This is a genomic window from Stenotrophomonas sp. HMSC10F06 (assembly GCF_001807865.1).
Taxonomy (GTDB): domain Bacteria; phylum Pseudomonadota; class Gammaproteobacteria; order Xanthomonadales; family Xanthomonadaceae; genus Stenotrophomonas; species Stenotrophomonas bentonitica_A.
Map to the genome: position 1 here is coordinate 104,418 of NZ_KV791261.1, position 13,230 is coordinate 117,647.

The window sequence follows — 13,230 nt, forward strand, 5'->3', positions numbered from 1 at the left end:
CTCCGTGCGGAACCGGTGGCCAGCATGGCCCGCGCAGCCGAAAGCAGGCGTGAGCACAGCGTGGTTCCCGTGCTAGGGTCGGGCGGGGATGTCGATGGGAGCAGGCGATGCGGATGTGGGCGATGGGCGTGTGCGTGGCGATGTTGCCGGCTGCCGTAGCGGCCGACCCGGTGGCCCTGCACGATGGCTTCGGCTACAGCGATGCAGTGCTGCGTGCGGAACTGACGACGCTGCGCGAGATGAGCGGGGTATCCGGCGCACGCCGGCACCTGGGTGCGGCAGGCTATCACCGCGTCCGTGGTGAGCTGGCCGCCTCCAATCGGGCTGCACGCCAGTGCCTGGACGAAACCCGTGACGCGCCGCCTGCGTTGCAGGGGCTGGCCTTCCTGTGCGAATCCACCTTGGCCGGCAACGCGCTGATCGAGGGCGATATCGCTGGATGGGCAAGCCTGATGCTGCGCGTGCGCGAGGACTACCAGCGCACCATCGTGCCGATGCTCAAGCCCGGCGATGAGGTGCCCGATGTCACCCGCCCGGCATTCGCGGCGTTCACCGACTGGCCGCGCAGTGCGCCGCCCGTTGCCGAGCGCGAGCAGGAGGTGGCGGTGCCGATCCAGTTCAGCAACGAGCTGCCCTCGGTCACGCTTACCCTGCACGGCAAGCGCGACGGCCATCCCGTCAGCCAGGAGGCTGCCTTCATCGTCGATACCGGCGCCCCGCGTTCGCACATCACGCGCGCGCTGGCCGAATCGCTGGGCCTGACAGTGACCGAAAACTTCGTGGTCTCACGCATCATCGACGGCGACATCCAGCAGGCGGGGCTGGCTGCACCGATCGATATCGAGCTGGGCGGGCAGCGGGTGCGCGATGTCTCGTTCAACAGCGAAGCCACGCGCGAGCTCAACCTGATCGGCCTGGATGTGCTGCGCGCGCTGGGACGGGTCCGCCTTTCCCGTGACACGCTGACCCTGCTCGGGACGCAGACTCCAGCCGCCTGCACACGGCGGATGGTGTTCACCTCCTCGTTGTGGGGGCCGTTCCAGCAGGCCCGCTACCCGATCCGCGGTCGCGAAAACACGCTCATGCTGGTCGACACCGGCTTCAATGGGGCATTCCAGATGCGTGGTGCGCCACGCTCGTCGGTGCCGGCCGCCGCAATCCAGCGCAAGAATGTCATCACCACGCGCGGGGCGGAGGACATCGAGTACGCGCCTGCCAGCACGCCATTGCAGGTGGCCGATACCTTGGCGAACATTCCGGTGGATATCGCCTTCCAGTCGCCGGATCTGTTTCCCTCGTCGTGGCGGGTCGGCTACGGCGTCACCGGCGGCTACGACGTGGCGCTGGACCTGCCGGCCGGCATCGGCTGCCTGGTGCCATTGCCGCCCGAACCGCCCCTGCTGGGCCGCCCGCCAGGGGCCTGACGAAGCCTGAATCGGCATCTCATCCACCCTTGAAACACGCCCCCGTAACCGCATCTCAGGGACAGTGCTGGCACGGCCAGCCCCGTTTACATCGAGGACAAGAACATGCGGATGGACAAGCTCACCTCGCGTTTCCAGCAGGCGCTGGCCGACGCGCAGTCGTTGGCCGTGGGCCGCGACCACAACATCATCGAACCGGTACATGTGTTCAGCGCGCTGCTGGACCAGCAGGGTGGCAGCACGCGCCCGCTGCTGGCCCAGGCCGGCGTCAACGTGCCGGTATTGCGCGAACGTTTGAATGAAACCCTGGAGGCCCTGCCCAAGGTCTCCGGGCAGGAAGGCAACCTGTCGATCGGCAACGATCTGAACCGGCTGCTCAACAACACCGACAAGCTGGCCCAGCAGCACGGCGATGCCTTCATCGCCAGCGAGTGGTTCGTGCTGGCCGCGGTGGACGATGGCGGCACCCTGGGCATGGCGCTGCGCGCCGCCGGTGCCGACAGGAAGAAGATCGAAACCGCCATCGACAAGGTGCGCGGCGGCGAGACCGTGCAGTCGGAAAATGCGGAAGACCAGCGCCAGGCGCTGGAGAAGTACACCATCGACCTGACCGCGCGTGCCGAGAGCGGCAAGCTGGATCCGGTGATCGGCCGCGATGAGGAAATCCGTCGCACCATCCAGGTCCTGCAGCGCCGCACCAAGAACAATCCGGTGCTGATCGGCGAACCCGGCGTGGGCAAGACCGCCATCGTGGAAGGCCTGGCCCAGCGCATCATCAACGACGAAGTACCCGAAGGGCTGCGCGGCAAGCGCGTGCTTTCGCTGGACATGGGCGCGCTGATCGCCGGCGCCAAGTTCCGCGGCGAGTTCGAAGAGCGCCTGAAGGGCGTGCTCAACGACCTGGCCAAGAGCGAGGGGCAGGTGATCCTGTTCATCGACGAGCTGCACACCATGGTTGGTGCGGGCAAGGCCGATGGCGCGATGGACGCGGGCAACATGCTCAAGCCGGCGCTCGCGCGCGGAGAGCTGCACTGCGTCGGTGCGACCACGCTGGACGAGTACCGCAAGTACATCGAGAAGGATGCCGCGCTGGAGCGCCGCTTCCAGAAGGTGCTGGTGGGCGAGCCGAGCGTGGAAGACACCATCGCCATCCTGCGTGGGCTGAAGGAAAAGTACGCCGTGCACCATGGCGTGGAAATCACCGACCCTGCGATCGTCGCGGCGGCCACGCTGTCGCACCGCTACATCGCCGACCGCCAGCTGCCGGACAAGGCCATCGACCTGATGGACGAGGCCGCCTCGCGCATCCGCATGGAGATCGACTCCAAGCCGGAGGAACTGGATCGCCTGGAACGCCGCGTGATCCAGCTCAAGATCCAGCGCGAAATGCTCAAGAAGGAGAAGGACGACGCCTCGCGCCAGCGCCTGGCCGATCTGGAAACCGATATCGATGCACTGGAGCGCGAATTCTCCGACCTCAATGAAATCTGGAAGTCGGAGAAGGCGACGCTGCAGGGTGCCACCCGGATCAAGGAGCAGATCGAACAGGCCAAGCTGGAGCTGGAATCGGCGCAGCGCCGCCAGGATTTCGGCCGCATGAGCGAGATCCAGTACGGGCAGCTGCCGCAGCTGGAAAAGCAGCTGGCCGCCGCGCAGGAAGTGGAAACCAGTGAGTTCAAGCTGGTCCAGGACCGGGTGACCGCCGAGGAGATCGCCGAAGTGGTCTCGCGCTGGACCGGCATCCCGGTCAACCGCATGCTCGAAGGCGAGCGCGACAAGCTGCTGCGCATGGAAGAGGTGCTGCACAACCGCGTGGTCGGCCAGGAGGAGGCGATCAAGGTGGTCTCCGATGCGGTGCGGCGTTCGCGTGCGGGCCTGTCCGATCCGGACCGTCCCAGCGGCTCGTTCCTGTTCCTGGGGCCGACCGGCGTGGGCAAGACCGAGCTGTGCAAGTCGTTGGCCGAGTTCCTGTTCGACAGCGCCGACGCGATGATCCGCATCGACATGAGCGAGTTCATGGAGAAGCACAGCGTCGCGCGGCTGATCGGTGCACCCCCGGGCTACGTGGGCTACGAAGAAGGTGGCTACCTTACCGAAGCGGTGCGTCGCCGCCCGTATTCGCTGATCCTGCTCGATGAGGTGGAGAAGGCGCATCCGGACGTGTTCAACATCCTGCTGCAGGTGCTGGACGATGGCCGCCTGACCGATGGCCAGGGCCGCACGGTGGACTTCCGCAATACCGTCATCGTGATGACCTCCAACCTGGGCTCGCACCAGATCCAGGACATGAGCAGCGATGACAGCCCGGAGGCCTACACGCAGATGAAGGCCGCGGTGATGGGCGTGGTGCAGGCGCACTTCCGCCCGGAATTCATCAACCGCCTGGACGACATCGTGGTGTTCCACCCGCTGGACAAGGTGCAGATCAAGCAGATCGCCCGCATCCAGATGCAGGGCCTGGAAAAGCGCCTGGCCGAACGCGGCCTGCGCATCGAGGTCAGCGACGAGGCCTTCCAGCTGCTGGGCAACGTCGGCTTCGATCCGGTCTATGGTGCGCGTCCGCTCAAGCGTGCGATCCAGTCGCAGCTGGAGAACCCGCTGGCGCAGAAGATCCTGTCCGGCGAGTTCCTCAACGGCGATGTGATCCGGGTCGATGCGGCCGAGGGCAAGCTGGTGTTCGTGAAGGGCTGAGCCCCGCGCGCACCGGCGGCCTGATAACCGTTGAGCCTCACACCATGCGTGTTCGGCATGAACCCCCGCCTCGGCGGGGGTTTTTTGTTCGGTATCGTCGGCATTCACCTGGAGGCGATGCGCTATGTCCGAACACGGCAGTCCCGAATCACAGTGGCGCGCGGAGACCATCGCCGTGCATGGCGGTTACCGGCCCGACCCCACCACGCGCGCGGTGGCAGTGCCGATCTACCAGACCGTGGCCTACGCCTTCGATGACACCCAGCACGGCGCGGACCTGTTCGACCTGAAGGTGCCGGGCAACATCTACACCCGCATCATGAACCCGACCACGGACGTGCTCGAGCAGCGCATCGCCGCGCTGGAGGGCGGGATCGGTGCACTGGCACTGGCCTCGGGCCAGGCCGCGATCACCTACGCGATCCAGACCATCGCCGAGGCGGGCGACAACATCGTCTCGGCCAGTGCCCTGTACGGCGGCACCTACAACCTGTTCGCGCACACGCTGCCGCAGTTCGGGATCGAAACGCGCTTTGCCGACTACCGCGATCCGCAGGCGTTCGGGGCGCTGATCGATGACCGCACCAAGGCGGTGTTCGTCGAATCGATCGGCAACCCGCGCGGCAACATCACCGATATCGAGGCGGTGGCCAAGATCGCGCATGCGCACGGCGTCCCGCTGATCGTGGACAACACGGTCGCCACGCCGTACCTGCAGCGCTCGTTCGATTTCGGCGCGGACATCGTGGTCCATTCGTTGACCAAGTATCTCGGTGGTCATGGGACCAGCCTCGGCGGGGCGATCGTGGATTCCGGGCGCTTCCCCTGGGCGGAGTACAAGCAGCGCTTCCGCCGCTTGAACGAGCCGGACGTGAGCTACCACGGCGTGGTCTACACCGACGCCCTCGGGCCGGCCGCCTACATCGGCCGCGCGCGGGTGGTCCCGCTGCGCAATACCGGCGCGGCCATCTCACCGTTCAATTCCTTCCTGATCCTGCAGGGCATCGAGACCTTGGCGCTGCGCCTGGACCGGATCAACGCCAACACGCTGGCGGTGGCCGAACACCTTCAGCGCCATCCCAAGGTGGCGTGGGTCAACTACGCCGCGCTGCCCGATCATCCCGAGCACGCGTTGGTGCAGAAGTACCTGCGCGGCCACGGTTCCGGCGTGCTGACCTTCGGCCTGCCCGGTGGCCGCGCGGCCGGCGCGCGCTTCCTGGACGCGCTGCAGCTGTTCACCCGCCTGGTGAACCTGGGCGATGCCAAGTCACTGGCCACGCATCCGGCCTCGACCACCCACCGGCAGCTGGATGCGGCCGAGCTGGAGAAGGCGGGCGTCAGCGAAGACACCGTGCGGTTGTCGGTGGGCATCGAACACATCGACGACCTGCTCGCCGATCTGGAGCAGGCGTTGGCCAAGGCGTAGTGGCAGGACCCATGGCGGCCGGTGCGGGCCGGCCGCCGTGGGGTTTTTCGTTGGCCATGGGATTCTCTGCCATGGCGTGGCTCTCCCGGCAGGGTTAGGATCGGCCGACGATCGCCCAACTGCGCAAGATCGGCCACGCGGCCGCCTGTGGAACGACGCACGCTGAGCGTCACCTAGAGAGGGAGCCCGCCATGCGCCGCATTGCCCAGGTCCGCCAGCGCCACGGTATCGATCGCGTCATCGCCCATCTGCAGGCCTGCCTGCGTGCTGGCGATCCCTTGCCGGATCTGGAGGCACTGGCTGCGATCGCGCACCAGTCACCGTTCCATTTCCATCGCCTGTACCGCGCGCTGACCGGCGAAACGCCCGGGCGCACCGTGGCGCGCCTGCGTTTGCTGCAGGCGCTGCAGCTGCTCGGCCAGGCGGACAGCCGGGTGACCGAGGTGGCCTTGAACGTCGGTTATGAAAGCCCACAGGCGCTGGCCCGCGCCTGTCGCCAGGCGCTGGATACCACGCCGAGCAGCCTTCGCGAGAATGCCGGGCTGCGCAGCCACTGGCAGCAGCGGCTGGCGCTGCCGGCGGGCGATCACGCAGACGGGACGGTGCCGTTGCAGGTCACGGTGACCACGCTGGATCCCTTCGATGTGGTGGCGCTGCGCACGCAAGGGGCCTTCGATGATCTGGATCAGGCGTTCGGCGAGATCTTCACCTGGGCCGCCGAGCAGGGCTGGGTCGAACAGCTGCAGCAGCTGATCGGCATCGCCCGGACGGACCACCGCGATGCGCCGGCGCAGGAATGCGTATTCGATTGCGCAATGGGCTTCGGGTGCACGCCGCAGGCGCTACCGACCCCGCTGCGTGCGTTGACGCTGGGCGGCGGCTCGTATGCCGTGCTGCGCCATGTGGGCAGTTACGCGGGCCTGGAAGCGGCCACTGATGCCCTGCTACGCGACTGGCTGCCCGACAGTGGTCACACGCTGCGCGATGCAGAGCTGTACTACCACTACCTGGATGACCCCGAACAGGTGCCCGACGCCATCCTGCGCGCCGATATCTGCGTGCCGGTGGGGTAGCGGCGGTCAGACCACCGGAATGCTGTGCTGCTGCCCCATCGTGCGGTACGGCGGGGTGGACATCACCATCTCGGCCAGCGAGTAGGCCAGCTCGCGCTCGGCCATGACCGTGCCATCGGCGCCGTGGGCGAGCAGGTGCTTCACCTCGGCATCGCTGTGTGCGCGCGCCAGCAGGGTCAGGCCCGGATTGAGCGCGCGCAGCTTGGCCAGGGTCTCACCGGCTTCCAGCGGCTGCGGAATCGCCAGCACGGCGATCTTGGCGCGCTCAGGGTGTGCTTCGGCCAGCACGCGATCAGAGGCCGCGCTGCCACGGATGCCCGGCAGGCCGGCCGCATGCGCCTCGGCGACGTGCTCCTTGTTGTCGTCGATGATCATCACCGGCACGCCACGGTCGCGCAGGACCTGCGCCAGCGCGCTGCCGACGCGGCCGTAGCCGATCACGATGGCATGGTCGTGCAGGTCCAGCGAGGGGCCGGGCGGCAGCTCGGTCTCCACCGCAGTGGGGGTGGTTTCCTGGTTCTTCAGCAGCCAGCGGTCGAGCAGGCCGAACACCAGCGGGTTGAGCATGATCGAGATCAGCGCGCCGGCCAGTACCAGGGCCTGGCCGGTCGGCGGCAGGATCTTCAGGGTCACGCCGAGGCCGGCGATGATGAAGGCGAACTCGCCGATCTGCGCCAGGCTGGCCGAGATGGTCAGCGCGGTACCCGTGGGATGACCGAAGGCCCGCACGATCACGAACGCGGCCGCGGACTTGCCGAACATGATGATCGCAGCGGTGGCCAGCACCTGCCACGGGTGCTCGATCAGGATGGCCGGGTTGAACAGCATGCCGACCGAAACGAAGAACAGCACCGCGAACGCATCGCGCAGCGGCAGGGAATCGTTGGCGGCCTTGTGGCTCAGCTCCGATTCGTTGAGCAGCATGCCGGCGAAGAACGCGCCCAGCGCGAAGGAGACGCCGAACAGCATCGCCGAGCCGAATGCCACGCCCAGCGCGATCGCCAGCACGGCCAGGGTGAACAGCTCGCGCGAGCCGGTACCGGCGATGCGTTCCAGGATCCATGGGATCACCCGGCGCCCGACCACCAGCATCACCGCCACGAACAGGCCCAGCTGCACGAAGGTCCAGCCGATGCTGGCCAGCACGCTGCCGACGGTATGGGTTTCATTGGCCGCATCGGGGCCGAACACGCCGGCCAGCACCGGCATCATCACCAGGGCCAGGACGCAGGCCAGGTCTTCCACGATCAGCCAGCCGATCGCGATCTTGCCGCGCGTGGTTTCCAGCAGGCGCCGTTCTTCCATCGCGCGCAGCAGCACCACGGTACTGGCGGTGGCCAGCGAGAAACCGAACACCACGCCGTAGATCACCGGCCAGCCCATCAACGCGGCCAGGCCCCAGCCGAGCAGCGTGGCGACCAGGATCTGGCCGATCGCACCCGGGATGGCGATCGCTTTGACCTCCATCAGGTCCTTCAGCGAGAAATGCAGGCCGACCCCGAACATCAGCAGCATCACACCGATCTCGGCCAGCTGGTTGGCCAGGGCCTGGTCGGCAACGAAGCCGGGGGTGAACGGGCCTACGCAGATGCCTGCAATCAGATAACCGACCAGGGGAGACAAACGCAGCTTGTTGGCCAGCGCGCCGAAGATGAAGGCGAGCCCAAGGCCAACGGCAACGATGTTGATCAGGTCGGTGTCATGGTGCATCGGGGCTCGCAAAGATGGGGGGTGCCCCGATTTTCACCGATGCGGCCGGTCCGGGCAAACATCCTTGCCCGCAATGCTGCTATGTCCCCGTGGTCAGGTCATGTGCTGTCCGGGACAGCGAAGGCGCGCTGCGATGAATGCGCAGATCCCGGCATTTCGGCGGCCCAAACGCACATGCCCCGGGGGACCGGGGCATGTGCGTTTTTCAGGCGGTGACCGCGATGTTCGGTGGTGCCGGCCAGCGGCCGGCACTACCCTGTTACCACTTGTAGGTCACGCGCCCGTACACGTAGGCACCATTGAACCCGTACGGCGAGTAGTTGCTGTACGGCAGCATGCCCCAGGTGGAGTTCTGCAGGTCCACGGTGCGGTCGGGGTACTCGTCCAGGATGTTGTCCGCACCCAGGGTCAGGGTCCAGTTCTCGCTGGGCTTGTAGCTGGCCGAGGCATCGAGCACCCACGAGGCGTCGTAGGTCTGGTCACGCAGGGCGGTGGCCGAGTTGCGCACGGTGAACGAGCCGTAGCGCGTGGCGGCCAGGTTGAGGTCCCAGCGGTCCGAACGCCACGTGCCGCTGAGGATGGTCTTGTCGCGCGGGTAGCTGTCTTCGATGCGGCCGATCTCATCGCGGCCGATCAGCGACTGGGTGATGCCCAGCGCGCCGAACACCGCCGGCGAGGCGATGAACTTCTTCACCTCGGTCTCGTTGTAGCTGTAGGCCGCGGTCAGTTCCAGCGAACTGGCGGCGAAGGGGATGGTGTAGCTGGAGACCGCATCCACGCCGCGGGTGCGGGTGTCCACGCCGTTGGTGAAGTAGGAGAACGCCGTGACGCCCGGCAGCCCCAGGTTGGACAGCAGCGCATTGGCGGCGTCATTGGTGGTGATGTTGGTGGACAGCACGATGCGGTCATCGATGTCGATCTGGTACGCATCCACGGTCAGGTACAGCCGGTCCACCGGCTGCAGCACCAGGCCCAGGCTGTAGGAGGTCGAGCTCTCGGCCTTCAGCGGGCTGGCGCCCAGCGCCTGCGCGGCCGGGCTGGTGGTCGGGAAGGTGCCGCGTTCGACGAACACGCCGTTGACGATCGTGCTGGTCACTGCCTGGTAGCTCTGCTGGGCCAGCGACGGCGCGCGGAAGCCGCTGGACGCCGTGGCGCGCAGGGCAACCTTGTCGGTGAAGGCGTAGCGTGCGGAGAGCTTGCCGGAGAACTTGTCGCCGAAGTCCGAGTAGTCCTCGTAGCGGCCGGTGACACCGGCGGAAAACTTGTCGCTGAGGTCGGCTTCCAGGCCGGCGTAGACGGCGTAGTTGTCGCGGTCGGCGTCCACGGCGTTGAGCGGGGTGAAGCCGCCGAAGCCCTGCGCACCGCTGCCGGTGTAGGAATTCAGTTCACCGGCCGATTGCTCCCACTTCTCCTTGCGGTACTCACCGCCGAAGGACAGCGTGACCGGGTAGGCCAGGCCCCAGTCCAGTGTCTTGGTCACATCGGCATTGACGATGTTCTGGGTGTACTCCAGCGCGCCGTCGTAGAACGAGCGCGGGCTGTTTACGCCGAGCGCGTAGTTGATGCTGTTGCGGGTGTGGAAATCGATCTTGTTGGCGCCGTAGTTGTAGCTGACATCCCAGTTCCAGCCGCTGTCCGTATCGCCCTTGACGCCGGCGACCAGCGAGCGGTCCTTGGAGTACTGGTTGATTTCCGGCACGAAGCCGTCCGGGTAGGTCTGCGCCAGCAGCGCGCCCTGGCTGAGGTGGTTGCGCGAGCGGTAGAACGCGAACGAGGTGATGTCACGGTTGCTGGCCATCGCCGTGGCGTAGGCCGAGACGTGGTCGCTGAACTGGAAGCTGGCGTTGGCCGAGGCGGCGGTCGCATCCACCTGCGGATCGCCGACCACGAAGGTGGTCTGGCCGATGCTGGGGAAGTTGCTCGTGTTCGGCGTGGTGCCCTGGTAGGGACCGGCGCGGTTGCTTTCGTCCTGCTGGATGATCTGGCCGGCCACGTGCACGCTGCCACGGCCGTCGGCGAAGCCGATGCCGGTATCGCCGGAGAGCTGGTACTTGTTGCCGTCACCGGCCGAGTACTGGCCGGCATCCAGCGCCAGACTGCCGCCGGAGGACGAGCCCTTGAGCACGATGTTGATCACGCCGGCGATGGCGTCCGAGCCGTACTGCGCCGAGGCGCCGTCGCGCAGCACTTCCACGCGCTCGATCGAGGCGATCGGAATCGCGTTGATGTCCACCGCCGAGGAGCCGCGGCCGATGCTGCCGTTGACGTTGATCTGGGCCGAGGTGTGGCGGCGCTTGCCGTTGACCAGCACCAGCACCTGGTCCGGGGAGAGGCCGCGCAGCTGCGCCGGGCGGATGCCGCTGGTGCCGTCGGTCAGGGCCGGGCGCGGGAAGTTCAGCGAGGGCAGGGCGCGGGCCAGGGCCGTGGCCAGTTCGGTGGTGCCGGTGGACTGCAGCGCCTCGGGGGTGATGATGTCGATCGGCGACTGCGACTCGGCCACGGTGCGGTCGGCCACGCGGGTGCCGGTGACGATGATGGTGTCCAGGGTGTTGGCCGCCGTGCGGGCGGGCGCATCCTGGGCGGTAGCGGCGAAGCTGGACATACCGAGCGCGACAGCTACGGCGGCGGCGAGCGTACTGGTCTTGCGGTTCATCAGGATGTGGCTCCGGTAGTGGCGGTGCTGCACCAAAGCGACATCACGACATCGAGGATCGGGTCTGCGAAGGCGGTTGTTGCGGTGCGCAATAGACGGATTAACGGGATATTCATCACTTGTCAAATGTCTGCCGTTTTCGCAAAAAACGTTGCAGCAGCAACCATTTACGTGAGGCGGGGGATTTGACAGGAGGGTCCCGGGGAAGCGCGGGCAGGGTCGTGGGAGAGAGAAACGAGGCCTGCCGCGCATCCCGGGGCCCGTCAAGTATTCGTTAACGCTAGAATTACGTCGCAGGAAAGGTGCTCACCAGCACATTCCATTCCGTTATATGGACCCCCAAGATGATTTCCCTTCGTAACTTCGCCTTGCGCCGTGGCGAGCGGCTGCTGTTGTCCAATGTCGACCTGACCCTGCACGCGGGATACCGCGTGGGCGTGGTCGGCCGCAACGGGGCCGGCAAGTCCAGCCTGTTCGCCGCCGTGAAGGGTGAGCTGGAGGCGGACAAGGGCGACGTCGATCTGCCCGGCAAGATCCGCATCGCCAGCGTGGCCCAGGAAACCCCGTCGCTGCCCGACCCGGCGCTGCAGTTCGTGCTGGAAGGCGACACCGAGGTGGCCGCCGTCATGCGTGAAGAGGCTGCGGCCGCGGCACGTGAAGACTGGGAAGCCGTTGCCACCGCCCACCAGCGCATGGCCGAGATCGGCGCCTATGACGCCGAAGCGCGCGCCGGCAAGCTGCTGCATGGCCTGGGCTTCCCGGCCGAGACGCACTCGCGTGCGGTCTCCTCGTTCTCCGGCGGCTGGCGCGTGCGCCTGAACCTGGCACGCGCGCTGATGATGCCCAGCGACCTGCTGCTGCTGGACGAGCCGACCAACCATCTGGATCTGGACGCGGTGTTCTGGCTGGAGCAGTGGCTGCTCAAGTACCCGGGCACCCTGCTGCTGATCTCGCATGACCGCGAGTTCCTGGACAACGTGGCCACCCACACCCTGCACCTGCACGGTGGCGGCGCCAAGCTGTACGTTGGCGGTTACACCGATTTCGAGCGCCAGCGCGCCGAACAGCTGCGCCAGCAGCAGCTCGCCCACGAGAAGGAACAGGCCGAGCGCGCGCATCTGCAGAGCTTCATCGACCGCTTCAAGGCGCAGGCCAGCAAGGCCGCCCAGGCGCAGAGCCGCATGAAGCGCCTGGCCAAGCTGGCCGGCACCGAGGCCGTGCGCGCCGAGCGCGAATTCCGCATCGAATTCGCCCCGCCGGCCAAGCTGCCGTTCTCGCTGATCCGCCTGAACCATGTCGAGGCCGGTTACGGCGCCGATTCGGTGATCCTGCACAACGTGGGCTTCGGCCTGGAGGCCGGCCAGCGCATCGGTCTGCTCGGCCCGAACGGCGCCGGCAAGACCACGCTGGTGAAGACCCTGGTGGGTGAGCTGGACCCGATCAGTGGCGAGCGTGCCGCGCATCCGGACCTGCGCATCGGTTACTTCGCCCAGCACACGGTGGAATCGCTGCACGAAGGGCAGTCGCCGATGGAGCACTTCCGCGACCTTGCCCCGGACGCGCCGAACCAGTCCTTCCGCGATTTCCTCGGCAAGTGGAACTTCGCCGGTGACCGCGCCTTCGAACCGGTGGATGGATTCTCCGGTGGCGAACGCGCGCGCCTGGCGTTGGCATTGATCGCCTACCAGCAGCCCAACGTGCTGCTGCTCGACGAACCGACCAACCATCTGGACCTGGAAATGCGCGAAGCGCTGGCTGAAGCGCTGGCCGACTTCGAAGGCGCGATCGTGATGGTCTCCCATGACCGCCATCTGATCGGCCTGGTCTGCGATACCTTCTGGCGCGTGGCCGATGGCGTGGTCGAGCCGTTCGATGGCGACCTGGATGCGTACGCGGCCTGGCTGCGGTCGCGTCCCGCCGCGCAGGGCACCAAGCAGAAGATGGCCGCGGCGGCTCCGGAGCCGGCACCGCCGACCCCGCCGCTGCCCGCGCGCAAGCCCGCCAACCCGCACAAGCTGGCCGCCGCGGAAGCCAAGGTGGGCGAGCTGGAGGCGCTGTTGGCCGACCTGGACCGCCAGCTGGCCGATCCGTCGAACTACGCCGATGCGACCCGCATGGCCGTGCTTGGGCGTGATCGCGAAGCCACTGCCACCCTGCTCAGCAAGGCCGAGCAGACGTGGATGGAGTTGCTGGACGCCTGATCGGGGCGGGCGATGCGGCACGCTGGTCGTGCCGCATCCCGTGTAGATCCAC

At 67.0% G+C, this 13,230-nt stretch carries 7 protein-coding genes; 5 read left to right on the forward strand and 2 right to left on the reverse strand.

Annotation, left to right across the window (positions count from 1 at the left end):
• The first annotated feature begins 107 nt into the window (after nucleotides 1-107).
• The 4 genes from HMPREF3113_RS05320 (at nucleotide 108) to HMPREF3113_RS05335 (ending at nucleotide 6,614) form a co-directional block, all read left to right on the forward strand.
• Entirely contained in the window at nucleotides 108-1,424 is a 1,317-nt protein-coding gene (locus HMPREF3113_RS05320) for a retropepsin-like aspartic protease (protein ID WP_083298721.1), read from the forward strand.
• A gap of 105 nt (nucleotides 1,425-1,529) precedes the next feature.
• Nucleotides 1,530-4,115, forward strand: coding sequence for an ATP-dependent chaperone ClpB (clpB, locus tag HMPREF3113_RS05325; RefSeq protein ID WP_046273851.1), 2,586 nt, complete (start codon nucleotides 1,530-1,532; stop codon nucleotides 4,113-4,115).
• 124 nt (nucleotides 4,116-4,239) lie between these two features.
• Nucleotides 4,240-5,541 (forward strand): O-acetylhomoserine aminocarboxypropyltransferase/cysteine synthase family protein, encoded by a 1,302-nt coding sequence (locus HMPREF3113_RS05330; protein ID WP_070471249.1) that lies wholly within the window; start codon nucleotides 4,240-4,242, stop codon nucleotides 5,539-5,541.
• Nucleotides 5,542-5,732: 191 nt separating this feature from the next.
• On the forward strand, nucleotides 5,733-6,614 hold the full coding sequence (locus HMPREF3113_RS05335; RefSeq protein ID WP_070471252.1) for an AraC family transcriptional regulator: 882 nt from the start codon (nucleotides 5,733-5,735) through the stop codon (nucleotides 6,612-6,614).
• A 6-nt stretch (nucleotides 6,615-6,620) separates the two neighbouring features.
• Here HMPREF3113_RS05335 and ybaL read toward each other — a convergent pair whose 3' ends face one another.
• Together ybaL and HMPREF3113_RS05345 are read right to left on the reverse strand one after the other, a co-directional pair.
• On the reverse strand, nucleotides 6,621-8,324 hold the full coding sequence (gene ybaL, locus HMPREF3113_RS05340) for a YbaL family putative K(+) efflux transporter (RefSeq protein ID WP_019186130.1): 1,704 nt from the start codon (nucleotides 8,322-8,324) through the stop codon (nucleotides 6,621-6,623).
• 259 nt (nucleotides 8,325-8,583) lie between these two features.
• Complete coding sequence (locus tag HMPREF3113_RS05345; protein WP_026070238.1) at nucleotides 8,584-10,977, reverse strand: TonB-dependent receptor plug domain-containing protein; 2,394 nt, start codon at nucleotides 10,975-10,977, stop codon at nucleotides 8,584-8,586.
• Between the two features lie 344 nt (nucleotides 10,978-11,321).
• Between HMPREF3113_RS05345 and HMPREF3113_RS05350 the strand changes: the two genes are divergently transcribed.
• On the forward strand, nucleotides 11,322-13,178 hold the full coding sequence (locus HMPREF3113_RS05350; RefSeq protein ID WP_070425778.1) for an ABC-F family ATP-binding cassette domain-containing protein: 1,857 nt from the start codon (nucleotides 11,322-11,324) through the stop codon (nucleotides 13,176-13,178).
• Nucleotides 13,179-13,230: the final 52 nt, after the last annotated feature.

Bases quoted from the DNA above. Each gene is read 5' to 3' on its own strand.
- HMPREF3113_RS05345 (WP_026070238.1), bottom strand. From the start codon at position 10,977: ATGAACCGCAAGACCAGTACGCTCGCCGCCGCCGTAGCTGTCGCGCTC.
- clpB (WP_046273851.1), top strand. From the start codon at position 1,530: ATGCGGATGGACAAGCTCACCTCGCGTTTCCAGCAGGCGCTGGCCGAC.
- HMPREF3113_RS05320 (WP_083298721.1), top strand. From the start codon at position 108: ATGCGGATGTGGGCGATGGGCGTGTGCGTGGCGATGTTGCCGGCTGCC.
- HMPREF3113_RS05335 (WP_070471252.1), top strand. From the start codon at position 5,733: ATGCGCCGCATTGCCCAGGTCCGCCAGCGCCACGGTATCGATCGCGTC.
- HMPREF3113_RS05350 (WP_070425778.1), top strand. From the start codon at position 11,322: ATGATTTCCCTTCGTAACTTCGCCTTGCGCCGTGGCGAGCGGCTGCTG.
- ybaL (WP_019186130.1), bottom strand. From the start codon at position 8,324: ATGCACCATGACACCGACCTGATCAACATCGTTGCCGTTGGCCTTGGG.
- HMPREF3113_RS05330 (WP_070471249.1), top strand. From the start codon at position 4,240: ATGTCCGAACACGGCAGTCCCGAATCACAGTGGCGCGCGGAGACCATC.